This is a genomic window from Streptomyces sp. NPDC037389 (assembly GCF_040636475.1).
Taxonomy (GTDB): Bacteria; Actinomycetota; Actinomycetes; order Streptomycetales; family Streptomycetaceae; genus Streptomyces; species Streptomyces hesseae.
Window position 1 is genome coordinate 436,867 of the sequence record NZ_JBEZUS010000004.1, and the last position, 22,559, is coordinate 459,425.

The 22,559-nt window shown below is 70.8% G+C and carries 19 protein-coding genes, 1 tRNA gene, 1 other RNA gene and 1 pseudogene; 16 read left to right on the forward strand and 6 right to left on the reverse strand.

Going from position 1 to position 22,559, the window contains the following annotated elements; genetic code table 11:
- Positions 1-130 precede the first annotated feature (130 nt).
- Complete coding sequence (locus tag AB0E98_RS11660; protein WP_361701342.1) at positions 131-814, reverse strand: DUF899 family protein; 684 nt, start codon at positions 812-814, stop codon at positions 131-133.
- 171 nt (positions 815-985) lie between these two features.
- Positions 986-1,073 (reverse strand) — tRNA-Ser (locus AB0E98_RS11665).
- Between the two features lie 121 nt (positions 1,074-1,194).
- Between AB0E98_RS11665 and ffs the strand changes: the two genes are divergently transcribed.
- The 5 genes from ffs to AB0E98_RS11690 all read left to right on the forward strand — a co-directional run bounded on the left by ffs (position 1,195) and on the right by AB0E98_RS11690 (position 5,663).
- An RNA gene (gene ffs, locus AB0E98_RS11670) (signal recognition particle sRNA small type) lies at positions 1,195-1,289 on the forward strand.
- Positions 1,290-1,386: 97 nt separating this feature from the next.
- On the forward strand, positions 1,387-3,807 hold the full coding sequence (locus AB0E98_RS11675) for a DNA polymerase III subunit gamma and tau (protein WP_361701344.1): 2,421 nt from the start codon (positions 1,387-1,389) through the stop codon (positions 3,805-3,807).
- A 201-nt stretch (positions 3,808-4,008) separates the two neighbouring features.
- Positions 4,009-4,347 carry a YbaB/EbfC family nucleoid-associated protein gene (locus tag AB0E98_RS11680; RefSeq protein ID WP_311615281.1) on the forward strand — a complete coding sequence of 113 codons (339 nt, stop codon included), beginning with the start codon at positions 4,009-4,011 and terminating at the stop codon, positions 4,345-4,347.
- Positions 4,348-4,408: 61 nt separating this feature from the next.
- Positions 4,409-5,008, forward strand: a complete 600-nt coding sequence (gene recR / locus AB0E98_RS11685; protein WP_361701347.1) for a recombination mediator RecR — start codon at positions 4,409-4,411, stop codon at positions 5,006-5,008.
- Positions 5,001-5,663, forward strand: coding sequence for a DUF5063 domain-containing protein (locus AB0E98_RS11690; RefSeq protein ID WP_361701349.1), 663 nt, complete (start codon positions 5,001-5,003; stop codon positions 5,661-5,663). Before recR ends, AB0E98_RS11690 begins: the two co-directional genes overlap by 8 nt.
- A gap of 77 nt (positions 5,664-5,740) precedes the next feature.
- On the opposite strand, the gene AB0E98_RS11695 is transcribed toward AB0E98_RS11690, so the two are convergent.
- Both AB0E98_RS11695 and AB0E98_RS11700 read right to left on the reverse strand, forming a co-directional pair.
- A complete protein-coding gene (locus tag AB0E98_RS11695) occupies positions 5,741-6,751 on the reverse strand; it encodes a hypothetical protein (protein WP_361701351.1) in 1,011 nt (336 codons plus the stop codon).
- A 31-nt stretch (positions 6,752-6,782) separates the two neighbouring features.
- Positions 6,783-7,226, reverse strand: a complete 444-nt coding sequence (locus AB0E98_RS11700) for a hypothetical protein (protein WP_361701353.1) — start codon at positions 7,224-7,226, stop codon at positions 6,783-6,785.
- Between the two features lie 89 nt (positions 7,227-7,315).
- On the opposite strand from AB0E98_RS11700, the gene AB0E98_RS11705 reads away from it, so the two are divergent.
- The 9 genes and pseudogenes from AB0E98_RS11705 to AB0E98_RS11745 all read left to right on the forward strand — a co-directional run.
- On the forward strand, positions 7,316-8,137 hold the full coding sequence (locus AB0E98_RS11705) for a helix-turn-helix transcriptional regulator (protein WP_361701355.1): 822 nt from the start codon (positions 7,316-7,318) through the stop codon (positions 8,135-8,137).
- Positions 8,134-8,403 (forward strand): DUF397 domain-containing protein, encoded by a 270-nt coding sequence (locus AB0E98_RS11710; protein WP_361701357.1) that lies wholly within the window; start codon positions 8,134-8,136, stop codon positions 8,401-8,403. The genes AB0E98_RS11705 and AB0E98_RS11710 overlap by 4 nt, the downstream gene beginning before the upstream one ends.
- 236 nt (positions 8,404-8,639) lie before the next feature.
- Positions 8,640-9,635, forward strand: coding sequence for a hypothetical protein (locus AB0E98_RS11715; protein ID WP_361701359.1), 996 nt, complete (start codon positions 8,640-8,642; stop codon positions 9,633-9,635).
- Positions 9,636-9,700: 65 nt separating this feature from the next.
- Positions 9,701-10,267 (forward strand): Uma2 family endonuclease, encoded by a 567-nt coding sequence (locus tag AB0E98_RS11720; RefSeq protein ID WP_361701534.1) that lies wholly within the window; start codon positions 9,701-9,703, stop codon positions 10,265-10,267.
- Between the two features lie 104 nt (positions 10,268-10,371).
- Entirely contained in the window at positions 10,372-11,643 is a 1,272-nt protein-coding gene (locus AB0E98_RS11725; RefSeq protein WP_361701361.1) for an aspartate kinase, read from the forward strand.
- The gene (locus AB0E98_RS11730; protein WP_361701363.1) at positions 11,640-12,779 is read left to right on the forward strand and encodes an aspartate-semialdehyde dehydrogenase; all 1,140 of its coding nucleotides are present in this window, start codon (positions 11,640-11,642) and stop codon (positions 12,777-12,779) included. Before AB0E98_RS11725 ends, AB0E98_RS11730 begins: the two co-directional genes overlap by 4 nt.
- Before the next feature lie 519 nt (positions 12,780-13,298).
- The gene (locus tag AB0E98_RS11735; RefSeq protein ID WP_311615307.1) at positions 13,299-13,889 is read left to right on the forward strand and encodes a SigE family RNA polymerase sigma factor; all 591 of its coding nucleotides are present in this window, start codon (positions 13,299-13,301) and stop codon (positions 13,887-13,889) included.
- Positions 13,890-13,960: 71 nt separating this feature from the next.
- Positions 13,961-15,163, forward strand: a complete 1,203-nt coding sequence (locus AB0E98_RS11740; RefSeq protein ID WP_361701365.1) for a hypothetical protein — start codon at positions 13,961-13,963, stop codon at positions 15,161-15,163.
- 396 nt (positions 15,164-15,559) lie between these two features.
- A pseudogene (locus AB0E98_RS11745) lies at positions 15,560-16,339 on the forward strand (SURF1 family protein); the annotation flags it as partial.
- Here the strand turns inward: AB0E98_RS11745 and AB0E98_RS11750 are convergent.
- Together AB0E98_RS11750 and AB0E98_RS11755 are read right to left on the reverse strand one after the other, a co-directional pair.
- Entirely contained in the window at positions 16,326-18,212 is a 1,887-nt protein-coding gene (locus tag AB0E98_RS11750) for a prolyl oligopeptidase family serine peptidase (RefSeq protein ID WP_361701535.1), read from the reverse strand. The pseudogene AB0E98_RS11745 and the gene AB0E98_RS11750 overlap by 14 nt on opposite strands.
- Before the next feature lie 170 nt (positions 18,213-18,382).
- Positions 18,383-19,798, reverse strand: coding sequence for an alpha/beta hydrolase (locus AB0E98_RS11755; protein WP_361701367.1), 1,416 nt, complete (start codon positions 19,796-19,798; stop codon positions 18,383-18,385).
- A 317-nt stretch (positions 19,799-20,115) separates the two neighbouring features.
- Here AB0E98_RS11755 and AB0E98_RS11760 point away from each other — a divergent pair, with 317 nt between their 5' ends.
- Both AB0E98_RS11760 and AB0E98_RS11765 read left to right on the forward strand, forming a co-directional pair.
- Complete coding sequence (locus tag AB0E98_RS11760) at positions 20,116-21,393, forward strand: histidine kinase (protein ID WP_361701369.1); 1,278 nt, start codon at positions 20,116-20,118, stop codon at positions 21,391-21,393.
- On the forward strand, positions 21,390-22,097 hold the full coding sequence (locus tag AB0E98_RS11765) for a response regulator transcription factor (RefSeq protein WP_361701371.1): 708 nt from the start codon (positions 21,390-21,392) through the stop codon (positions 22,095-22,097). The genes AB0E98_RS11760 and AB0E98_RS11765 overlap by 4 nt, the downstream gene beginning before the upstream one ends.
- The last annotated feature ends 462 nt before the right edge of the window (positions 22,098-22,559 follow it).

Here is a 22,559-nt window from a genome sequence, read left to right on the forward strand (position 1 = left end):
CCCAGGCGGTGACCCCGGAGAGAGCCCACTGATGACCGGGCACCCCCGTCTCTCCGGCCACTGCCCGTGGAAGCCCCCTCCGCCCCGCTGCACCGCGGGCGGAGGGGGCTTCCTGGCACGTGCGACCCGGTCAGTAGTCCAGCCCCGCGTACCAGTCCCCCCGCCCGCCCGGCGTCAGGTCGAGGAGGTGCCAGACGGGACTGAGGAGGTCGATGCCGCGCTCTTGGATGTCCTCCGCCAGGCGAGGGTGGGCGGAGTAGACGTGGCGGACCGTGCCGTCGGCGTCCCGGGTGAAGACGGAGACGGTGGAGTCCTGCTCACCCTCCGCGTCCTCGCTCCCGAGGTCGTACTTGAAGCCGCTGTCCCCGCAGCTCAGCAGGCGCAGCCGGGCCCAGCCCCGCTGACGGGCGTACTGCCGCAGCGTGGGCGGGTCGGCGGCCGCCGCGACGACGAAGTCGGCGTTCCGGGCGATGTGGTGGGCGACGCCGTTGTAGCCGTCGATCCACATGGTGCACATCGGGCACGGCTCGGTCTGCCGCTTGCCGTACATGAAGTGGTAGACGATCAACGGCCGGTCCGGCGCGGTGAACAGCCCGCTCAGGGCGACCTCCCGAACGGGCGCGTCGCCCGCCCCGAGATCGGCGGGGCCCTCGACGAAGACGTAGTCGTCGACCGGCGTCCCCCGGGGCAGCGCCCGCCGCCTGGCCGCGACCTCCTCGCGGTGCCGCATGAGCTCGATCTCGGCCAGACGGAGTTCTTCCCGGGCGGCGAGATACTCCGCCGACTCGCCGGACAGCCGGGTGTGCCGCAACATCGCGTCCTCCTGGGTGGAACCGTGGAAGCCCCGGGCCCCAAAATTACCGGCATGTGACGCGTGCCACATCTCTGGATCTCCGGCGGCGGGCGGAAGAATCGCGGCCGGGGAACGCCGAAGGCCCCGGCCGGTTTCCCGGTCGGGGCCTTCGGTTAGTGCCCGGTGAGGCACTGGCGGAGGATACGAGATTCGAACTCGTGAGGGGTTGCCCCCAACACGCTTTCCAAGCGTGCGCCCTAGGCCACTAGGCGAATCCTCCGCCGCAAACAATACAAGACTCCGAGGGGTGCTCGCGAACACGTGCTCTCGGGAGGGGGTGGGAGGGGGTGGGGAAGGTCGAGGGGTGGCCGAGCACCCCCGGCGATCCGCTACGCTGGGGGCAAGCCCCTCACGTGGCGCTATCTCACCCAACTCCCCCAGGGCCGGAAGGCAGCAAGGGTAAGTGGGCTCTGGCGGGTGCGTGAGGGGCCCTTGTGTTTTCCGGGGTCCGGCGGGGCCGGCGCGGGCCGGGGTGCGGGCCGGGAATCTGTGACGGAGGCCACTTGTCGGTGGGGCCCGATATCGTCGTAGGTGTGTCGTCCCTCGCGCTCTACCGCCGCTACCGCCCCGAGTCCTTCGCCGAGGTCATCGGGCAGGAGCATGTCACCACCCCGTTGCAGCAGGCCCTGCGGAACAACAGGGTCAACCACGCGTACCTGTTCAGCGGCCCGCGCGGCTGCGGCAAGACGACCAGCGCGCGCATCCTCGCCCGCTGCCTGAACTGCGAGCAGGGCCCCACGCCCACGCCGTGCGGGGAGTGCCACTCCTGCGTCGACCTCGCCCGCAACGGGCGCGGGTCGATCGACGTCATCGAGATCGACGCCGCCTCGCACGGCGGTGTGGACGACGCCCGTGAGCTGCGCGAAAAGGCCTTCTTCGGCCCCGCCGCCAGCCGCTACAAGATCTACATCATCGACGAGGCCCACATGGTCACCTCAGCGGGCTTCAACGCCCTGCTGAAGGTCGTCGAGGAGCCCCCGGAGCATCTGAAGTTCATCTTCGCGACGACCGAGCCCGAGAAGGTCATCGGCACGATCCGTTCGCGTACCCACCACTACCCGTTCCGGCTCGTCCCGCCCGGCACCCTCCGTGAGTACCTGGGCGAGGTCTGCGAGCAGGAGAAGATCCCCGTCGCGGACGGCGTCCTGCCGCTGGTCGTCCGCGCCGGCGCGGGCTCCGTGCGTGACTCGATGTCCGTCATGGACCAGCTTCTCGCCGGCGCCACCGACGACGGTGTGACGTATGCCATGGCCACGTCCCTCCTCGGCTACACCGACGGCTCCCTCCTCGACGCCGTCGTGGACGCCTTCGCGGCCGGCGACGGCGCCGCGGCCTTCGAGGTCGTCGACCGCGTCATCGAGGGCGGCAACGACCCCCGCCGCTTCGTCGCCGACCTGCTGGAGCGGTTGCGCGACCTGGTGATCCTCGCCGCCGTCCCGGACGCGGCCGAGAAGGGCCTCATCGACGCCCCGGTCGATGTCATCGAGCGCATGCAGGCCCAGGCCTCCGTCTTCGGCGCCGGCGAGCTCAGCCGCGCCGCCGACCTGGTCAACGAGGGCCTCACCGAGATGCGCGGCGCCACCTCCCCGCGCCTCCAGCTCGAGCTCATCTGCGCACGCGTGCTGCTGCCCGCCGCCTTCGAGGACGAGCGGTCCGTACGGGCCCGTCTCGACCGCCTGGAGCGCGGCGCCGCGACCGCGGCGGCGGCGTTCACGCCCGCACCGCCCGGCACGGCTGTGGGCTACGTCCCGGGGCCGGACGCCCACGCGCACGCCCCTGCCCCCGTTCCCGCTCCTGCTGCCGGGCTGTCCGGCCCGGCAGCGGCACGTGCGGCCGTGACCGGGGGCGGCACTGGAGCGGGCGCCGCGCCTGCCGACCAGGGTCAGGCCCCGGCAGCTGCGGCCGCCCAGGGACCGGCCGCTACCGGGCCGGACGCCCCGGCCGGTGCCTGGCCGACGGCTGCCGCTCCCGCCGCGCAGGGGGCCGGTCAGGACCAGGGCCCGGCCGCAGGTGCCCCGCAGGCCGGTGCCTGGCCGACGGCGGCGGCTCCCGCTGCCCAGGGACAGGCCCCGGCCGCCCCCGCCGCACAGCCCGGCGCATGGCCCACGGCCGCCGCCCAGGGACAGGGCCAGGGACAGGGCCAGGTACAAGCGGGCTCCGGGTCCGGGGCCTGGCCCACGGCCTCCACGCCCGGCTCGGGCCCGTCGGCGGCCGCCCCGCAAACCGGTGCCTGGCCCACGGGCGCCACGCCCGGTGCGCCCGCCGCTCCCGCGGCCCCCGCCGCGCCCGCAGGCGCGCCTACGGGCGCCCCGCAGGGCGACGCGAGCCAGGCGCGCCAGCTCTGGCCCAACATCCTGGAGACGGTCAAGAACCGCCGCCGCTTCACCTGGATCCTGCTCAGCCAGAACGCCCAGGTCGCCGGCTGCGACGGCATCACGCTCCAGGTCGGCTTCTCCAACGCCGGAGCGCGCGACAGCTTCGCCAACAGCGGCAGCGAGGACGTCCTGCGGCAGGCCCTCGGCGACCTCGGCCTCCAGTGGAAGACCGAACTGATCGTCGACCCCTCCGGCGGCGCCACCCCGCCCGGCAGCGGCTCCGGCGGCTTCGGTGGTTCCAGCGGTGGCTTCGGCGGTGGTGGCGGCTATGGTGGCGCCCCCGCGGCCGCCCCGGCCCCTGCCTACACCCGCCCGCAGGCCCCCGCCCCGGCCGCTCCCACCCCCACCCCGCAGCCCGCCGCGCCCGCCCCGGAGGCCCGTCCGGCCCCCTCGGCGGCCCCGGCCTCCGGCCCGGCACAGCGGTACGGCGGCGGGGAGCCCGAGGCCCCGCCCGTCGCCCCCGAGGACGACATCCCCGCCGAGGACGACCCGGACCTCGACGACACCGCCCTGACCGGCCACGATCTGATTGTGCGCGAGCTCGGAGCGACCGTCATCGAGGAAATCGCCAACGAATAGGCGATGAACAGGCCACGGGAAACCGGCGGAAAGTTGCTCACCGGCGCGATAAATCCGCAGGTCAGGAGCGCGCGCAGCGCAAAACGCACCCACGCGCCCGTTCTCCTTCCTGCGGCGTAGGGCGTACCGCCCGGTGAGCACGTAGGCTCGGGCTACCGAAGCAATCGGAAGCATTGAGTCGTCGAGAGCAGGAGCAAAACCGTGTTCCCCGGTGGTCAGCCCAACATGCAGCAGCTGCTCCAGCAGGCCCAGAAGATGCAGCAGGACCTCGCCAAGGCCCAGGAGGAGCTGGCCCGCACCCTCGTGGACGGCACGGCCGGCGGCGGCCTGGTCAAGGCCACCGTCACCGGTGCCGGCGAGCTCCAGAACCTGGTCATCGACCCCAAGGCCGTCGACCCGGAGGACACCGAGACCCTCGCGGACCTCATCGTGGCCGCCGTGCGCGACGCCAACGACACCGCCCAGAAGATGCAGCAGCAGAAGCTCGGCCCCCTCGCCGAGGGCCTGGGCGGCGGCGGCATCCCGGGCCTCCCGTTCTGACAACCGCAGACTGAAGACGCCCGCAAACTGACGGCGAAGACGAAGAAGGAGAACCCGATCCGTGTATGAAGGCGTGGTCCAGGACCTCATCGACGAGCTGGGCAGGCTGCCCGGCGTCGGTCCCAAGAGCGCGCAGCGGATCGCCTTCCACATCCTTCAGGCCGAGCCCGCCGACGTCCGCCGGCTCGCCCACGCCCTGACCGAGGTGAAGGCCAAGGTCCGCTTCTGCGCGGTCTGCGGCAACGTCGCGCAGGAGGAGCGCTGCCGGGTCTGCCAGGACCCGCGCCGCGACCTCTCGGTCATCTGTGTCGTGGAGGAGCCCAAGGACGTCGTCGCCATCGAGCGGACGCGCGAGTTCCGCGGCCGCTACCACGTGCTCGGCGGGGCGATCAGCCCCATCGAGGGCGTCGGCCCGGACGACCTGCGGATCCGCGAGCTGCTGACGCGGCTCGCGGACGGCACGGTCACCGAGCTGATCCTGGCCACCGACCCCAACCTCGAGGGCGAGGCCACCGCCACGTACCTCGCGCGCATGGTGAAGCCCATGGGGCTGAAGGTCACCCGTCTGGCCAGCGGTCTGCCCGTGGGCGGGGATCTTGAATACGCCGACGAGGTCACGCTCGGCCGTGCCTTCGAAGGGAGAAGACTTCTCGATGTCTGACGCAACGCTGCACGACGCCAAACGCGATCCGGACGACTTCGCCGTCTCGCTCGCGGACTCGATCGAGAGTTTCATCGTGGCCGTCACCGAGGTCTCCCGAGGCGACGAACCCGACAGCGCCGTGCCCTTCCTGCTCCTGGAGATCTCCCAGCTCCTCCTCACCGGCGGTCGCCTCGGCGCGCACGAGGACTTCGTCCCCGACGAGCGCTACGAGCCCGACGTCGGCCCCGAGCCGGACGTGGACGAACTCCGCGAGCGGTTCGCCACCATGCTCGACCCCGTGGACATCTACTCCGAGGTCTTCGACCCCTACGTCCCGCGCACGGCGCCCGTCGCCTCCCGGATCTCCGACGACCTCGCCGACATCATCACCGACCTCCGCCACGGCATGGCCCACTACCGTGACGGCCGCGTCAGCGAGGCCCTGTGGTGGTGGCAGTTCTCCTACCTCTCCAACTGGGGCCCCACCGCCTCCGCCTGTCTGCGCGCTCTCCAGTCGCTCGTCGCGCACGTCCGCCTCGACCAGCCGCTCGCCGAGCTCGACGGCCTCGACACGGACGTCATGGCCCCGGAGGAACAGCTCGCCGAGGAAGCCGGCCGCGTCATGGCCGCCGAGATCGGCGGCCCGATGCGGATGCGGGCCGCGGGTTCCTGAGGCGCCTGAGACACATCAAGGCCTGAGAAGCCCGGGCCCGCCACTGCCCGCCGCTAGGCCCCTACGCCTCTACGTCCCTACGCCCGGCAGTTGGCCACCGTCCCGCCGAAGCGGTTGTCGGTGTGGCAGGTGTTCAGGCCCGCGCCGCCGTCGACGGTTCCGCGCGGGCCGACGACGAGGGCCGTGCCGCCCGGGCCACGGATGACGTCGTCGCCCTCACCGCCTGTGATGGTGGCGGGATCGACCTGCCCGATTTCCGGCACCTCGATGACGTCGGCGCCCGGACCCCCGTCGATGCTTCCGGTGTTCGTCTCGGAGCTGCCGAAGGCGCCGGTGCGAATGGTGTCGTCGCCCTCGCCGCCGCGGATGTGAAGCTGGTGGCCGTACCCGCCGCCCTCCACCCTGTCGACGGTGATCCAGTCGTTGCCCTTGCCGCCGTCCACGTCGCCGTCCGCGCTTTCGATGGCGATGATGTCGGCGCCGTCACCTCCGTCGACGACGGAGCGGTCGAACCGCCCGCTCTTGTCGAGCTCGGTGACACGAATCCTGTCGTTGCCCGCGCCGCCGCTGATCGTGCTGTTGACGGCGACCGTTCCGGTCTCGATGACGTCCTCGCCGTCACCGCCGCTGACCGTTCCCAGGACGACGCCGCCGGTGGCGATGGTGTCATCGCCCGGCCCGCCGTCGACGCTGCCTCTGACGTTCTCGTCGCCGAACTGGTCGCCCTTACCGGTGACGGTGATCTCGTCGTCGCCGTCACCGCCGTTCACGCTGCCGGACAGGACCTGGTGGACGATGATGATGTCGTCGCCGCCCAGGCCGTTGACCGTGCCGCGGACGATGCCGTTGAGGGTGATGTCGATGATGTCGGCCCGGTCGGTGCCGTTGAGAGTCGCGCCGGCGGGGATCCCCTGCGTGCAGACGATGCGTTCGCCGCCGCCGGAGAGCGGATAGCGGACGCAACCGGGCGGATCGGCCGGGGCCGCGGGCGCCGCGGTCGCCGCGGTCGCGGCCGGAGCAACCCCGGCGACGAGTGCGAGGCCCGCTACGAGCGAACCGACGGCTCTACGAACATGTCTGAGAGGCATGGGGCAACAGCGTTCCCGCGCGCCCCGGACCTCACAAGCGCGGAATCGGCCCGGCCGGATCCATGACGTTGTGCAGCGTCTTCGGGTCCACGAAGGGGGCTGCCCGCGTCGGCCGCGAGTACCAGAGCAACGGCCATGTGTTGCCCGTCAGCGCGGGCACGCCGATGTACGCGACGGTGCGCTTTCCACTGAACCACTGGACGCCCACGGGCCACGGGTACTGCCTCGCCGTGCCCGGCGGCAGCAGGAAGTACGTCCAGCGGAACCCCTTCGCCTCGCACACCACCGGCCCCGGATCGGGCGCGGCGCGTTCGATGAGCTGAAGGGCGAACTGTTCCCCGAGCACGCCCTGGGCACGCACCGCGTCGAAGTGCACGCCGCAGTGCCAGAGATGGTGTCCTGACAGCGGAATCCACTCTGGACGGAAGGCAATTGTTGAGGTTGGCAGGTGAGTTTCGTCTTTCACGCCGAACACGATGGGTGATCGTGCCTAGCCTGGCCAGTGACTGGGGGTCGACCCCCGGGTTCAGTACGCGGCTGTCGGGGAAGGCCGGGAGGAGAAGCATGTCGGACGGCAGGCAAGCGCGGTCCAAGTCAGCGACGATGCGGATGTTCGGCGCGGTGCTGCAAGCGGTACGCAGGCGCGCGGGTGTGAGCAGGGAACAACTCGCCGAAGCGGCGAAGTACTCGGTGGACATGATCTGCTCGGTGGAGCAGGGACGGCGCCAGCCGTCGATCAAGCTCATCGACGCGGCGGAGGAGCTGTGCGATGGGGGAGGGCTGCTGCGGGAGGCGGCGAAGCACGTCGTGCAGAACAAGTTCCCGGACTGGTTCGAGGCGTATGCGAGCTACGAGGCAGAGTGCGCGACGCTGGGGATCTACCAGAACCATGTGATTCCCGGGTTGTTCCAGACCGAGGAATACGCGATGGCCGTGTTCCGCAGTGGACGGCCAGTGCTCGACGACGAGGAGATCGAGCAGCGATCCGCCGCCCGCATGGAACGTCAGCGACTGCTGACCCGTACGCCGTCTGCGACGATCAGTGCGGTCCTCGAACAGGTCATTCTGGAACGGTGGATCGGCGGCAGGGAGGTCATGCGAGGCCAGCTGCGTCACCTGCTTGACCTCACCAAGCTCCACAACGTCGACATCCAGGTCATGCCGACCAAGAGGGAAACCCATGCCGGGCTCGCCGGGCCCATGTACGTATTGGAGACCGGGGACCGGCAGCGACTCGTGTACTTCGAAGGGCAGAAGGGAAGCGTGATGCTCTCCGAGACCAAGGACGTGTCTGACCTGAACATCCGCTATGCCATGCTGCGATCGCAGGCGCTCACCCCCGAGGACTCGGTGAGTTTGATGGAGAAGATGCTGGGAGAGCTGTGAATATCGAGCCCCGAATATCGGGTCATGACGGTCTGGACTGGTTCAAGTCCAGCTACAGCGAGGAAGGCGGCGAAGCGTGCGTCGAAGTCGCCTTCGCCTGGCGGAAGTCCAGCTACAGCGGCGACGATGGAGGCGCCTGCGTCGAGGTGGCAACCTGCCCCGACACCATCCACGTCCGGGACTCGAAGCTTGAGCTCCGAGCTCCGAGACTCGACGTGACCCCCGCCGCATGGGCGGCATTCACGGGTTTTGTCGCCCGGGTTTGAGACCCGAGCTCCGAGCTCCGAGACCCGAGCTCTGCTTTAGAGGAATGGGTGGTGGGGGATATCTCCCACCCACCCTCCCAAGTCGCCCATACCACAAGTGTGGTGACTTGACGTGATCCGCTTGCGACGCGGAGTGCGGACGCTCTAGCGTGCAACAACAGACGACCCCGGCCGGTGCTGGAACACCGATCCGGGGCCTGACCTGCTAGATCGAATAAAACCCAAGGATTCGATCCATGGCTGTTGCCAACTCTAGTGCCGTCCTGCCAACTCCCGCACACCCGATGGCCAATCCGGGCTACGGGAAGCGCGTTGCGCCCGACGAGGCGCCGCGCACGGCGAAGGACTTCGCACATCTGCCCAGGCGCGAGGCGTCGATCGCCGCGTTCATCGACCGGCTGCCCGAAGGGGCGGCGATGGACGCGAAGACTCTCGCCAAGGCCCTGCCGGACTACGGCCAGCAGGCCTGCCGCTCGGCGCTGCGGTACCTGCGCGAGGTCGGACACGTGTTCATGCGTCCCCTGCCCAAGGTGACGAAGACCGGGGTGCGCCGGGTGACGCGTACGTTCTTCTCACGTACCGCGCGCCCCAAGGCGTGGTGGGAGCGGCTGCTGCGCGGCGACGTACCGTCCGTGGAGCAACCCGAACCGGAACCGGCGCGCGCGCCGGAACCGGAGCCCGAGCCCGAGCGGGTGCCGGAAGAACCCCGTCGCTCCCGCGCGTACCGCGCCCTCGCTTCTCTCGGTCGCGTCGACCCCAGACTGACGCTTTCCGCTGACGACTGCGCGGCCCTCGAACCCCTCGCCGCGAAGTGGCTGGCGCTCGACACGACCCCCGAGCAGATGACGACGGCGTTGACGGCCGGCCTGCCATCGGTGGTCCACCACGCGGCCGTACTCGTTCGCTACCGACTGGAGACGAAAATGCCGACTGTGCCCCTGCGGTTCGTACGGGCCTACGACGACCGCTCCGCGCCGAGTTCCGAATACGTGGATTCAGGCATCAGCGTGTGCGTCTGCTGTGGCATGGCGGACATCCGCACTGCCCTGGGGGAGGGGGCATGCCTGGAGTGCGAGCGGCTCCCGGACGTCCCGGATGCGTTCGCGGGCAGCAACCTCCCCGATGAGGCAGACGCGGAGGCGTTCTGGAACGGTCCCTCGCCCGAGAAGGTCCGACGCCACGTCGACGTCCTCCGCGCCGCTGCCGGCATCGCCCGTAGGGGCGGCGTATGACCGCGCCGCCCTTGGTGAGGGCACCATGGGAAGGAGGAGGCGACGCCATGACCCGTAGCACCGGTATGACCCCCCGGCCCCAGATGCCCGTCGAGGACTTCGAAGAGCTCGCTCGTACCGCGCCGGAGACCGTCCGGCTTGAGTTCATCAACGGAAAGGTAAAGGTCAAGCCGGTGCCGGACGGTGACCACGACGAGATCGTCATGTGGCTGCTGGAGCAATGCATGCAACAGCGCCCGGAGCTTCGCCTCTACCCCGAGCGGGGGCTGAAGGTGGAGGGCTACCGGGAGGGCCGGGCTCGCCCGGATGGTTCCCTCGCGCCCCGCAGGCGCTTCGCCGGCCAGGGGGAGTGGGCCGACCCTGAGGGCGTGCTGATGACGGTCGAGGTCACCTCACACGACTCCGATACCGACCGTCGTGACCGCGTGGAGAAGCGCGACGGCTACGCGGCCACGGACATTCCCGTGTACCTCCTCGTCGACCGCGAGCGGTGCGTGGTCACCGTGCACACGGAGCCGGAGAAGGGCGAGTACCGCAGCATCGTCACGCGTTCGTTCGGCGCCCGCGTCGAGATCCCCGCCCCCGTCGGCATCACGCTGGAGACCGAAGAGCTGAAGGAATTCGCGGACTGACGCCCCACGGCCGAAAATCTCACCATGTGGGACCCCCGTGGCCGATTCCGACCTCTCGTTAGACTCGGACCCGACCGCATTACGAATAGCTGCGAGGAGCGCACGTGGGCCTTGTCGTGCAGAAGTACGGAGGCTCATCCGTTGCCGATGCCGAAGGCATCAAGCGGGTCGCCAAGCGAATCGTGGAAGCCAAGAAGAACGGCCACCAGGTGGTCGTCGTGGTTTCCGCGATGGGCGACACGACGGACGAGTTGATCGATCTCGCCGGGCAGGTGTCGCCGATGCCCGCCGGGCGGGAGTTCGACATGCTGCTGACCGCTGGAGAGCGCATCTCCATGGCGCTGCTGGCGATGGCGATCAAAAACCTCGGCCATGAGGCGCAGTCCTTCACGGGCAGCCAGGCCGGTGTGATCACGGACGGGGCCCACAACAAAGCGCGCATCATCGATGTCACGCCGGGCCGGATCCAGCAGTCCGTCGACGCGGGCAACATCGCGATCGTGGCCGGCTTCCAGGGTGTGTCCGCGGACAAGAAGGACATCACCACCCTGGGCCGTGGCGGCAGCGACACGACGGCCGTCGCGCTGGCGGCCGCGCTGGACGCCGAGGTGTGCGAGATCTACACGGACGTCGACGGTGTGTTCACCGCCGACCCGCGGGTGGTGAAGAAGGCCCGCAAGATCGACTGGATCTCGTTCGAGGACATGCTGGAGCTGGCGAGCTCCGGCTCCAAGGTGCTGCTGCACCGCTGCGTCGAGTACGCACGTCGTTACAACATCCCGATCCACGTCCGGTCGTCCTTCTCGGGGCTGCCCGGCACCTGGGTCAGCAACGAACCGCAAGGGGACCAGCCGATGGAGCAGGCGATCATCTCGGGCGTCGCACACGACACCTCCGAGGCGAAGGTCACGGTCGTCGGGGTGCCGGACAAGCCGGGCGAGGCCGCGACGATCTTCCGCGCGATCGCGGACGCCGACATCAACATCGACATGGTCGTGCAGAACGTCTCCGCCGCGACGACGGGTCTGACCGACATCTCCTTCACCCTCCCGAAGACCGAGGGCCGCAAGGCGATCGCGGCGCTGGAGAAGACGAAGCCCGGCGTGGGCTTCGACTCGCTGCGCTACGACGACCAGATCGCGAAGATCTCGCTGGTCGGCGCGGGGATGAAGACGAACCCGGGGGTCACGGCGACGTTCTTCGAGGCCCTGTCCAACGCCGGGGTGAACATCGAGCTGATCTCGACGTCGGAGATCCGCATCTCGGTCGTCACGCGCGCCGACGATGTGCAGGACGCCGTGCGCGCCGTGCACACCGCGTTCGGCCTGGACAGCGAGACCGACGAGGCCGTCGTCTACGGAGGCACCGGCCGATGACGGCCGCCGCCGCTCCCGGTGCCGCCATGGGCGGTGCCGGGGCCGGCCGGGCCGGGCGGCCCACGCTCGCGGTCGTCGGCGCCACGGGCGCCGTCGGCGGGGTGATGCTGGAGATCCTTTCGCGGCACGCGGACATCTGGGGCGAGATCCGGCTGATCGCGTCCCCGCGTTCGGCCGGCCGGAAGCTGATCGTCCGGGGCGAGGAGACCGAGGTCGTCGCGCTGAGCGAGGAGGCGTTCGAGGACGTCGCCGTCGCGATGTTCGACGTCCCCGACGAGGTCTCGGCGCGCTGGGCGCCGATCGCGGTGTCCAAGGGCGCGGTCGTCGTGGACAACTCCGCCGCTTTCCGGATGGACCCGGACGTACCGCTGGTGGTACCCGAGGTGAACGCGCACGCCGCCCGGGTGCGGCCGCGCGGGATCATCGCCAATCCCGGCTGCGCCACGCTGACGATGATCGTCGCGGTGGGCGCGCTGCACTCCGCGTTCGGGCTGAGCGAGCTGATCGTCTCCACCTATGAGGCGGCCTCCGGCGCGGGCCGGGCCGGGGTGGACGCGCTCCGGGCGCAGCTCACGGCCGTGGCCGGTACGGAGCTGGGGACGCACCCCGGTGACCTGCGGCGCGCGGTGGGGGACGGCACGGGCCCGTTCCCGGCGCCGGTGGCGCTGAACGTGGTGCCGTGGGCGGGTTCGTACGCACCGACGGGGGATGCCCCGGACGGCGAGGACCGTGCCGGCTGGTCCTCCGCCGAGCTGGCGATACGCGACCAGAGCCGCAAGATCCTGGGGCTGCAGGGGCTGCGGGTGAGCGCGACCTGCGTACGGGTCCCCGTGATCACGACCCACTCGCTGAGCGTCCACGCGCGCTTCGAGAACGAGGTGACCGTGGAGCGGGCGCACGAGGTGCTGGCCAACGCTCCGGGCGTGGTGCTGTGCGATGACCCCGCCGAAGGGGAGTACCCCACTCCGGCGGACGCGGTCGGCACGGATCCGGCGTGGGTCGGGAGGGTACGGCGGTCGCTGGACGATCCCAGGGCGCTCGAGTTCTTCGTGTGCGCGGACAATCTGCGCAAGGGCTCGGCCCTGAACATGGCGCAGATCGCGGAATGCGTGGCGGCCGAGCTTACTGCTCCGTAATACTTGGCGGACGGGCTGGGGAATGTGTGAAGGTCCTGTGATCAACTCGTTGGTCCAGACCTCTTGAACTGGGCGAACGATCTGTTCGACGATGCGCTCCCCGCCCGCCGCAACCGCGCCCTGGGCGGGGAACGTCTTTGTCGCCGTCCTTAGCGACGGTGCCGAGGCACGGGGGACAGGCCGGGGCATTGAGGAAGAGCTGGTACGCATGAGGGCATATGGCGCTTCTTCATGCGGCGCGTCATCCGGCGCGCCCCATGGCGCTTCGTCGATCGCGATGCCTGGCGCGTACAACCCTGACGGGGGGAAGCGTGTCCAACAGGCGTGGCAGAGGTCATCAGCATCGCAACGGTACCGAGGCGCGGCAGCGCTTCGGTGCGTCCGCGTTCCGGCGCACCGGGCGGTATGCCGGTGATCGCTCCCTGGTCGGCCGCCCGCCCCGGGCAGCTTCCGCCGCAGGTCCCCGCACAGCCCTCAGCGACGTCCGCGCAGTCCGCCCCGGTCGCGCAGCTCGCACCGATCACGCCGATTTCCTCGGCGCTCGCCCCGCAGACGTCCTCACAGCCGTCCCCACAGCCGTCCCCGCGGCCGGGGGACGCTGACGAGGCGATGGCTGAGGGCACCACAGTCGACCATCTCACCGAGACCTACCGCGCCCACTACCGGTCGCTGCTCGGCCTCGCCGCCCTGCTCCTCGACGACACCGCCTCCTGCGAGGACGTGGTGCAGGAAGCCTTCATCCGGGTGCACTCGGCGCGCAATCGCGTCCGCGACCCGGAGAAGACCCTCGCCTACCTGCGGCAGACTGTCGTCAATCTTTCCCGTTCCGCGCTCCGGCGCCGCATTCTCGGGCTGAAGCTGCTGTCCAAGCCGATGCCCGACATGGCGAGCGCGGAGGAGGGCGCGTACGAACAACTGGAGCGGGACCAATTGATCAAAGCGATGCGAGGACTTCAGCGCCGCCAGCGCGAGGTACTCGTCCTGCGCTACTTCGCCGACATGACCGAGGCCCAGGTCGCCGAGACCCTCGGGCTCTCCCTGGGCTCGGTCAAGGCGTACGGCTCGCGCGGCATCGCGGCACTCCGGATCGCCATGGAGGCACCGGTATGAGCCACCAGCACTTCCCGCACTCCCCGGAAGGGCGTGATAAGCCGGAATCCTCCGGCCCGCGCGCGCACGACATGACAGACGAAACGAACGGCGCCGGCGTGAACGGCGTGAACCACTCCGCCGACGCGAACCGGCCCCCGGAGACCGGCCCACTCGGCTCGCTGGACTCCCTCCACTCGCTGGACTCCCTCCACTCGCTGGACTCACGCGGCTCCCTCGACTCACGCGGCTCCCTCGACTCGCTGGACGAGCAGGCGCTGAGCCGTCTGCTGCACGGCGCCGTCGGTGACCTGGAGCCCTCACCCGACGCGCTGGAGCACCTGCGCCGTGCCGTGCCCGCCCGGCGCACCCGGCGCCGGCAGGCCGTCGTCGGCGCCGCCGCGGCGGTGATCCTCGGCGCGACGGCACTGCCCGCCCTCATCCACGTCGCCACGACCGCCGGCACCGCGGACGACCGCGCCGCCAACGCGGCCAGCAGCCGCCAGCGCACCCATGAGCTCACGGGCGGACAGCACGGCGCCGACGGCGACGAGAGCGAGCCGGAGCGGAGCCACGGCAGCGCCCTCCCGGAAGAGCGGAAGAAGGACGAGGAGAAGAAGCGGGAGGAGGAGCGGAAGAAGGACGACGGCAGTGCCACCGGCCCGGCCGGCTCCATCGCCGGCACCGCCCCCGCCACCGGGGGGCCCACCCTCATCGCCGCCTCGCCCACCTGCGACCGCGACCAGCTCGGCAAGGGCACCAGCACCGTCGGCGCCGCCGACAAGGACGGCAAGATCTACGGCGCGTTCCGCGTGGTCAACGTCTCCGGCACCGTCTGCTCCGTGGCCGGCTCCGGCGCCGTCGCCGCACACGCCCAGGGCAGCGCGGACAGCACACGGGTCACCGTCGTCGACCACACGTCGGGCGACGCCGCGCCGGCGCTGCCCGACCCCTCGGTCCAGCCCAGCCAGGTGATCCTCCAGCCGGGACAGGCCTACGAGATCAAGTTCGCATGGGTCCCCGCGGCCGACGGCGGCCCCAACGGCTGCGCCCGCCCGACGGCCCCCACGGCCAGCCCGCAGTCCACCACCACCGCGGCCCCCGGCGCGACGAAGACGGAGGAGAAGGTCCAGCCCCAGGACCCGGACCGGTCCAAGCCCCCCGCCACGGTCGTCCTCAGCCACACCCCCGACGTAGGCGAACCCAAAGCCGCCGACGCCACCCTCCCCGACGCCTGCGCAGGCACGGTCTACCGCACAGGCCCCCTGGCGGCACCGCCCCCACCGTCCGCCTGAAGCACTCCTCATGGGTCCCCCTGGGGGGAAACGGGCCAGGAGACGGGATAACGTCTGCCACGCCTGCTGAAGGCCTGCCCGCCTACTGTCGGCCCGAAGGCCGATGCCGCCGCTGGACTGGCCGCGTGCCTGTGCTGCCACCGGCTGACATGAGCGGGGAGCGGGCGAACTTCGAGATCTTCCCCCCCCGGAGCGGGTCTGAGAGGACGACGGGCAGGACGCCCACATCGTCCGGGGCGGGCCCAACGGCCGACTGAGTCCGGCGCAGGCCCGGCCGGACCCGGCCGAGTGGACCCGCTGGACAAGGGACTCTCCCCACCCCCTCCCCGCGCCCCCGGCAGGGGATGGCGCGGCCCCGGCGGATCGGTGCCGGGGCGGTGCCCGTACCGTGGTGGTGTGTATCGGTTCCTGCTGACTCCCCGCTGGTGGGGGATCAACGTCTTCGCCGTGCTGGCCATCCCCGTGTGCCTGTTCATGGGCAGCTGGCAGCTCAGCCGCTTCGAGACGCGTGTCGACTCGCACCACGAGCAGCAGACCCAGGCCGACGACGCCAGGGCGGCGGCCTCCGCGCCCCTGGGTGAACTGCTGCCCGTGAGCACCGAGACCTCCGGACGCCAGGCCACCGCCACCGGCCGTTACGACGCCGGGCACCAGTTGCTCGTCCCCGACCGGGACCTCGACGAGCGCAAGGGCTTCTACGTCCTGACCCTGCTGCGCACCGACGCCGGGAAGGCCCTGCCGGTCGTTCGGGGCTGGCTGCCCGGCGACGCCGGCGCGTCCGCCGATGCCGCCAAGGTGCCCGCCCCGCCGTCCGGCGAGGTCACCGTGACCGGTGCGCTCCAGTCCTCCGAGAGCCCGACGTCCAAGGGCGTCCATTCCTCCGGAGGGCTGCCCCAGGGCCAGGTCGGCGTGATCAGCGCCGCCTCGCTGGTGAACCTGGTGCCGTACGGGGTGTACGACGCGTGGATCACCCTGCGCGAGGCGCCCGCCCCCCTGACCGCCGTGCCCCCGGCCGCCCCCCCGAACAGCGGCCTGGACCTCAAGGCCTTCCAGAACCTCGGCTACACCGGTGAGTGGTTCGTCTTCGCCGGCTTCGTCGCCTTCATGTGGTTCCGGCTCCTCCGCCGCGAGGCCGAGGCCGCCCGCGACCTGGCGCTGGGCATCACCCCCGAGGACCCGAACGGTCCGAAGCCGAACGGTCCGAAGCCGGGCGGTCCGAAGCTGGGCGGTCCGACTCCGGATGGTCAGAACCCGGACGATCAGAAGCCGGACGGCCCAGATGACGCTCCGCAAAAGCGATCTCCAGCCGAAGCTGCTTGATCCGCTCCTCCGTCACCAGCGAGCCGTGCCCCGCGTCGTAGCGGTAGACCTCGTGCGGGTGGCCGCGCAGCTTCAGCCGCTCGACGTAGTTCTCCACCTGACGTATCGGGCAACGGGGATCGTTCGTCCCGGCCGAGATGTAGACCGGGGCGCGCACCTCGTCGACGTACGTCAGCGGTGACGACGCGGCGTAGCGCTCCGGCACCTCCTCGGGCGTACCGCCGAGCAGGGTGCGGTCCAGGGCCTTCAGCGCCTCCATCTCGTCGTGGTAGGCCGTCACATAGTCCGCGACCGGTACCGCGGCCAGGCCCAGCGCCCAGGATCCGGGCTGGGTGCCCAGGCCCAGCAGCGTCAGATAGCCGCCCCAGGACCCGCCGGCCAGCACCAGCCGCTCGGGGTCGGCGAGCCCCGAGGCCACGGCCCACTCGCGGACGGCGGCGATGTCCTCCAGCTCTATCAGCCCGACGCGGTGCTTGAGGGCGTCCGTCCAGGCCCGCCCGTATCCCGTGGAACCCCGGTAGTTGACGCGGACGACCGCGAAACCGTGGTCCACCCAGGCGGCGGGCGCGGCCGCGAAGGCGTCGCTGTCGTGCCAGGTGGGGCCGCCGTGGATGTCGAAGACCGTCGGGAACGGGCCCTCGCCCGCGGGCCGCTGCACCAGCGCGTGGATCGTGCCGCCCGGCCCCTCCACCCATGCGTCGGTGACCGCCACCGAGTCCGGGGCGTGGGTGACGCCGTGCGCCGCCGTCGGCGGCTCCAGCACGACATGCCCGGCCGTGGACCGCACGACCGGCGGCTTGGCGGCCGAGGACCACAGGAACTCGACCGTCCCGTCCGGGCGCGGCAGCGCCCCGGACACCGTGCCCGGAGGGGTGTCGAGACGCGTCAGCTCGCCGCTGCCCAGGTCGTACCGCAACAGCTCGCTGCGCGCCTGGTAGCCGTGGACGACGAGCAGCGCGGAGCCGTCGGGGTACCAGGCGGCGTCCAGGTCGCCCGGCAGGTCGATGGTGAGCGGGGTCTCCTCGCCCGTGACCGCGTCCCACAGCATGGGCTCCCAGCGGCCGCGCCGCTGGTGGCCGACGAGCAGCCGCGAATCCCCGTCGACGGGCGCGAAGCCCATCACGGACAGGCCCAGCTCCTCGGTGCCGCCTCGGGTGTCGTCGAGCTCGCCGACGGTCGTACCGTCGGCCCGCACGACGCGGACGGCGGAGTGCATGGCGTCACCGTGCTCGGTGTGCTCGATGGCGATGAGCGTGCCGTCGTGGGACAGATCGCCGACGCCCGCGGACTGCTGGTGCCGGTAGATCTCCACGGCCTCGCGGCCGGGCCTTATGACGTGGACGGACGAGCCCGCCTTGTCCGTGGAACGGCCGATGACGGCTGTGCCGTCCCGGCCGAGCGCCAGCCCGTCCGGGTACGAGGGCTCCAGGCCCGGCGCGGCGGGCTCGTCGGGCCCGCCGTGGAACGGCTGGCGGACCCAGGCACCGAACTCGTCGCCGTCGGTGTCGGAGAACCACCAGATCCACTCCCCGTCCGGGGACAGCACTCCGCCCGTCGTCCCGTTGGGCCGGTCCGTGACCTGGCGCTGCGTTCCCGTGGACCGGTCCCAGGCGTACAGCTCGAAGGTCCCCGTGGCGCTGGAGGTGAACAGCGACCTGTCCGGGGCGTCCTCAGCCCACCTCGGCAGCCCCGTGCGCGGAGCTCGGAAGCGCTTCTCCCAGTCCGGCATGGCGGCGATGGAGGCGGTGGGCATCTCGGCCGCGCCGCCTCGCAGGGACCCGTTGCTCTCAGTCATGCCCCCCATTCTGCGCTGCCGGGCCGACAACGCGGCGGGGAGCGGCCGAGCCTGTGGACGACGGGGCGATTGTGGATAACTCGCTCACTCGTTTGAGTTGAGAGTCACGCCTGGCAGGTCAGGTCCTCGGCCGGGAGCTTGCCCGTGGTCAGGTACGCCGTGGCGGCCTTGTCCGCACAGGAGTTGCTGCCGGACGCGTAGAGGACGCCGTGGCCCTCCCCGCCGGCGACGGTGAGCATCCGGGAGCCGCGCAGGGCGCGGTGCATGGTCTGGGCAGCGAAGAGGGGCGTCTGGGAATCCCACTCGTTCTGCGTCATCAGCGCACCGACCTTGTTGTCTATCTTGGTCTGCGGCTCACTGCGCTGCTTCCAGAAAGCGCACGGCGCGATGTTGGCCGCGAAGTCGCCGTACAGCGGATACCGGGCCTTGTCGCGGATCGCCTCGCGGCGGTACTGCTCCGGGTCACGCGACCAGGTTCGGGTGTCGGCGCACATGAAGGACCAGGCGACGGAGGCGTAGTTGTCGTCAGGCTCCTCAGCCTGACCGGTCGTGCCGGACGGGTTTGGATCCTGACCCTCGGCCGCGTTCTTCAGCCCGACGACCAATTCGGCGGCTTTCCGGACGTGGAAGAACGTGCCGTTGTCGGCCCGGATGGTGTCACCGGTGAGGGCCCGCCCCCCGAATTGGATGGGCTTGCGGTTCGCCTCCGCGATCAGGTCCCAGTAGGTCTTGCGGACCTCGGCCGGGGTTTTGCCCAGCCCGTACGTCGTGTGTCGCGCGGCGGCCCACTCGCTCCAACGCGTGAAAGCCTGCTCGGCGCCCTTCGCCATGTCCTGGAACATTCCCCGGTAGACCCGCGTGGGGTCGGCCGAGCTGTCCAGTACGAACCGGTCGGCCCGCTGGGGGAACATCTGCGTGTAGACGGCGCCGAGGTAGGTGCCGTAGGAGACTCCCAGGTAAGAAATCCTCTTCTCGCCCAGCGCGGCACGGATGACATCCATGTCGCGAGCGGCGTTGCGGGTGGTGAGGTGCGGCAGCTTGTCACCGGCCTTGGCCTGGCACTTCTCGGCGATCGTACGAGCCCGGTCCACGTCCTTCGCGAAGGTCTCGGGCTTGTACGGGTTGTCGCTCTGCTCGTCCGCCGTCAGACCGCAGCTGACGGGAGAGCTCTGCCCGGCGCCCCTCAGGTCGAAGCCGATGAGGTCGTACTGCCGTTTCACTTCCCCGGGGAACTTCATCAGCGGGTCGAGAGGCAGACGCAGACCAGGAGCGCCGGGGCCGCCGGGGTTGAGCAGTAGAACTCCGTGACGTTCCTTCGAGCTGCTCGCCTTGAGTCGCGAGATCGCGATGTCGATCGTCTTGCCGCCGGGATCGCCGTAGTCCAGCGGCACCTTGAGCGTCGCGCACTGAAATGCGGCGGGGTCGTTCGCGTCGCAGTGCTTCCACTGGAGCTTCTGCTGTGTAAACGACCGCAGAGGATCCTTGCCGGCAGCGCCTTCCGACGCGCCAAATGCCGTCACGGGCGCCAGCGCCGAAAAGGAAGCCGCCGCGATGCCGACAGCAAGGAGGGGCGCTATTCGACCCACTATTCGTCTGTTTCGCACGATGATGCTCGTCCTTACCGAGGAGAGTGGCCAGCCGGCCAGTTTCCGATGAGGTGCAGGCGCAGGTGCAGGCGCGGGCAGACGCACTGAGCGGTCATCAGCCCTCCTCCCGTCAACTGGTCAGGTCGATCCTGGCTCGCGAGGCATTGGATGCGCATCGCGGGAAGGCGGGAAAAGATGCTCCCCCGATCGAGGGAGGTCGCCGGCAAACCACCCGGGCATACTGGCCGATCATGATCAGGAGAATTCGGTCACTATTGCGCGGCAACACGTATTCGGGCGCGCTCTTCGGCTTTTGCGGCGCGTTGGCGAGCCTTCCGCTGTTGCCGTTCGCGGCACTGCCGGCGCTGGCATGGCCGTCCGCTTCCTACGTGGTGCGGGCCGTGCTGACCGTGCTGGTCTGGGCGGTGCTGATCGGCCTGATCGGACTGGCCCGCCCCACGCGCCGGCTGCTGATCGCATGCGCCCGGCGGCTGCTGAAGGTGCCGTTGCCTGACCTCGTGGCCGTATGCCGCCCCGCGAGCTCACCCGACAGCGGGCCGGCCCCCACCGTGCGGACCGGCGCCGACCGCTGGCGGACTCCGGTCTGGCTGCTGCTGCACGTGGCACTGGGGTGGACGGCGGCGCTGGTCTGCGGTTCGCTGATCCTTGCGGGCCTGACCATCCTGCTCGTCCCGGTGGGTGGCCTCCAGGCCGAAGCGGGAATCTCCCTGTTCGGCTGGACGGCTCGGGCGGACGGCGGCTGGGCGAGCCGGGCGGTCGCGCTCGGCTTCGTGCTCCTGGGGATGGCCGGATGCGCGGTGCTGACGGGAACCCTGCGATGGCTGGCGCCGAGGCTGCTGGGCCCGTCCTCGGCCGAGCGCCTCGCGCTGGCGGCCGAGCGTGAGACGGCACTGGCCGAACGCAACCGGCTCGCCCACGAGTTGCACGACTCGATCGGCCACACGCTGACGGCGGCAACGATCCAGGCGGCAGTGGCGGGCGAGGTGCTCTCCGCCGACCCGGCGGCGGCGCGGGCCGCTATGCGCAGCATCGAGGAGTCGACCCGGGCCGCGCTGGAGGACCTGGACTACGTCCTGGGCGCACTGCGCGAGGAAACGGCGGGCACAGCACCGACCCGCACCCTGGCCGACCTGCCCGAACTGCTCGACCGGCTGCGGCACGCGGGCGGGGAGGTGGAGCCGGAGCTGTCGGGCGAGTTGGCGCAGGTGCAGGGAACGCTCTCCCGGGCGGCGTACCGGATCCTCCAGGAGGGGCTGACGAACGCGCTGCGGCACGGAACGGGCGGCCCGATCAAGGTCCGGGTGGCGGCCGCTTCGGACGGACTGGAGCTCGGCGTGGTCAACCGGACGGGGGCGAGGACGGCCTCGCGCGCCTTCCCGACGTCCGGGCACGGCCTGCCCGGGCTGACCGAGCGCGTGCGGCTGCTGCACGGTGAGATCGAGGTCGGCCCGGACGGTCCGGAGCACTGGCGGCTGGCGGTCCGGCTGCCAGTACGGTTGTCGGCATGATCGGCTCCGACGCGAGCGCCGCCGTCACGACCAGCCCCGACGCGAGCACCCCCATCACACTCCTGATCGCGGACGACGACGAGGTGACCCGCAGCGGCCTGCGCACGCTGCTCGCCGCACAGCCGGGGATCGCGGTGGTGGGGGAGGCCGCCGACGGCGTCGAGGCGGTCGAGCAGGCGCGGCGGCTGCGACCGGACGTGGTCCTGATGGATGTGCGGATGCCACGCCGCAACGGCATCGAAGCCACCCGGCAACTGCTGGCCGAGCCGGCCGAACCGCCCAAGGTCGTGGTGATCACCACCTTCGAGACCGACGACTACGTCACCGCCGCGCTCGGCGCGGGGGCCAGCGGCTTCCTGCTCAAGCGCCTTCCGGTCCGGCAGATCGCGGAGGCAGTGCGCGTGGTGGCCGCGGGAGAGGCGATCCTCTTCCCGACAGCCCTCCGCCGCATGGTCGCCACCCGCCCTCTGGCCTCCGCCGAAGCGCTGCCGAAGGCGGCACTGACGGGCCGGGAGGAAGAAGTGCTGCGGCTGATGGCCACCGGCCTGTCCAACCCGGAGATAGCGGACTCGCTCACGGTGAGCCTGGAGACCGTGAAGACCCACGTCGGCAACGTACTGACCAAACTCGGCGCGCAGAACCGGACCCACGCCGTGGTGATCGCCTACGAGTCCGGCCTGGTCGTACCGGGCTTCCCCGGCTGACGCCGAGACCACCCGCCGGAAAGCGCCGCCGCCCACCCGGCAGGCGATGTGTCACGCATCACCTGCCGGGTGGGGCCCTCGGCGCGCTGCCGAGCGTGCTCCAGCAAACGACTCAGGCCCGGTCTTCTCTGCGAGAAGACCGGGCCTGAGCTGGTTATTCACCTGTCGGGGTGGCGGGATTTGAACCCACGACCTCTTCGTCCCGAATGAGGTCCACCCAAGATCCCCACCAGCACGAACGACGTTTCCCCTGGTCAGCGCCTTGGTCTCAGACGGTCTGGGGGAGTCTCAAAGGGCCTCGGGGAGCAGACCGGCTCCCCGCTGGCTCCCAGCAGCCGAGGTGGTCCCACACGTGATCACTCTCGATCCACCCGGATGACCAGGGTGTAGACGGTGAGGCGGCAACTACCCCCTCGTTCAGCATCCGGGCATAGATCGGGCACGCCCTGTGCCGTGCCGAAC

Excerpts from the sequence above, each read along its gene's own strand:
- AB0E98_RS11660 (WP_361701342.1), bottom strand. The coding sequence starts at position 814 with ATGTTGCGGCACACCCGGCTGTCCGGCGAGTCGGCGGAGTATCTCGCC.
- AB0E98_RS11690 (WP_361701349.1), top strand. The coding sequence starts at position 5,001 with ATGTCTGACGCAACGCTGCACGACGCCAAACGCGATCCGGACGACTTC.
- AB0E98_RS11695 (WP_361701351.1), bottom strand. The coding sequence starts at position 6,751 with ATGCCTCTCAGACATGTTCGTAGAGCCGTCGGTTCGCTCGTAGCGGGC.
- AB0E98_RS11705 (WP_361701355.1), top strand. The coding sequence starts at position 7,316 with ATGTCGGACGGCAGGCAAGCGCGGTCCAAGTCAGCGACGATGCGGATG.
- AB0E98_RS11715 (WP_361701359.1), top strand. The coding sequence starts at position 8,640 with ATGGCTGTTGCCAACTCTAGTGCCGTCCTGCCAACTCCCGCACACCCG.
- AB0E98_RS11720 (WP_361701534.1), top strand. The coding sequence starts at position 9,701 with ATGACCCCCCGGCCCCAGATGCCCGTCGAGGACTTCGAAGAGCTCGCT.
- AB0E98_RS11730 (WP_361701363.1), top strand. The coding sequence starts at position 11,640 with ATGACGGCCGCCGCCGCTCCCGGTGCCGCCATGGGCGGTGCCGGGGCC.
- AB0E98_RS11740 (WP_361701365.1), top strand. The coding sequence starts at position 13,961 with ATGACAGACGAAACGAACGGCGCCGGCGTGAACGGCGTGAACCACTCC.
- AB0E98_RS11750 (WP_361701535.1), bottom strand. The coding sequence starts at position 18,212 with ATGCCGGACTGGGAGAAGCGCTTCCGAGCTCCGCGCACGGGGCTGCCG.
- AB0E98_RS11760 (WP_361701369.1), top strand. The coding sequence starts at position 20,116 with ATGATCAGGAGAATTCGGTCACTATTGCGCGGCAACACGTATTCGGGC.
- AB0E98_RS11765 (WP_361701371.1), top strand. The coding sequence starts at position 21,390 with ATGATCGGCTCCGACGCGAGCGCCGCCGTCACGACCAGCCCCGACGCG.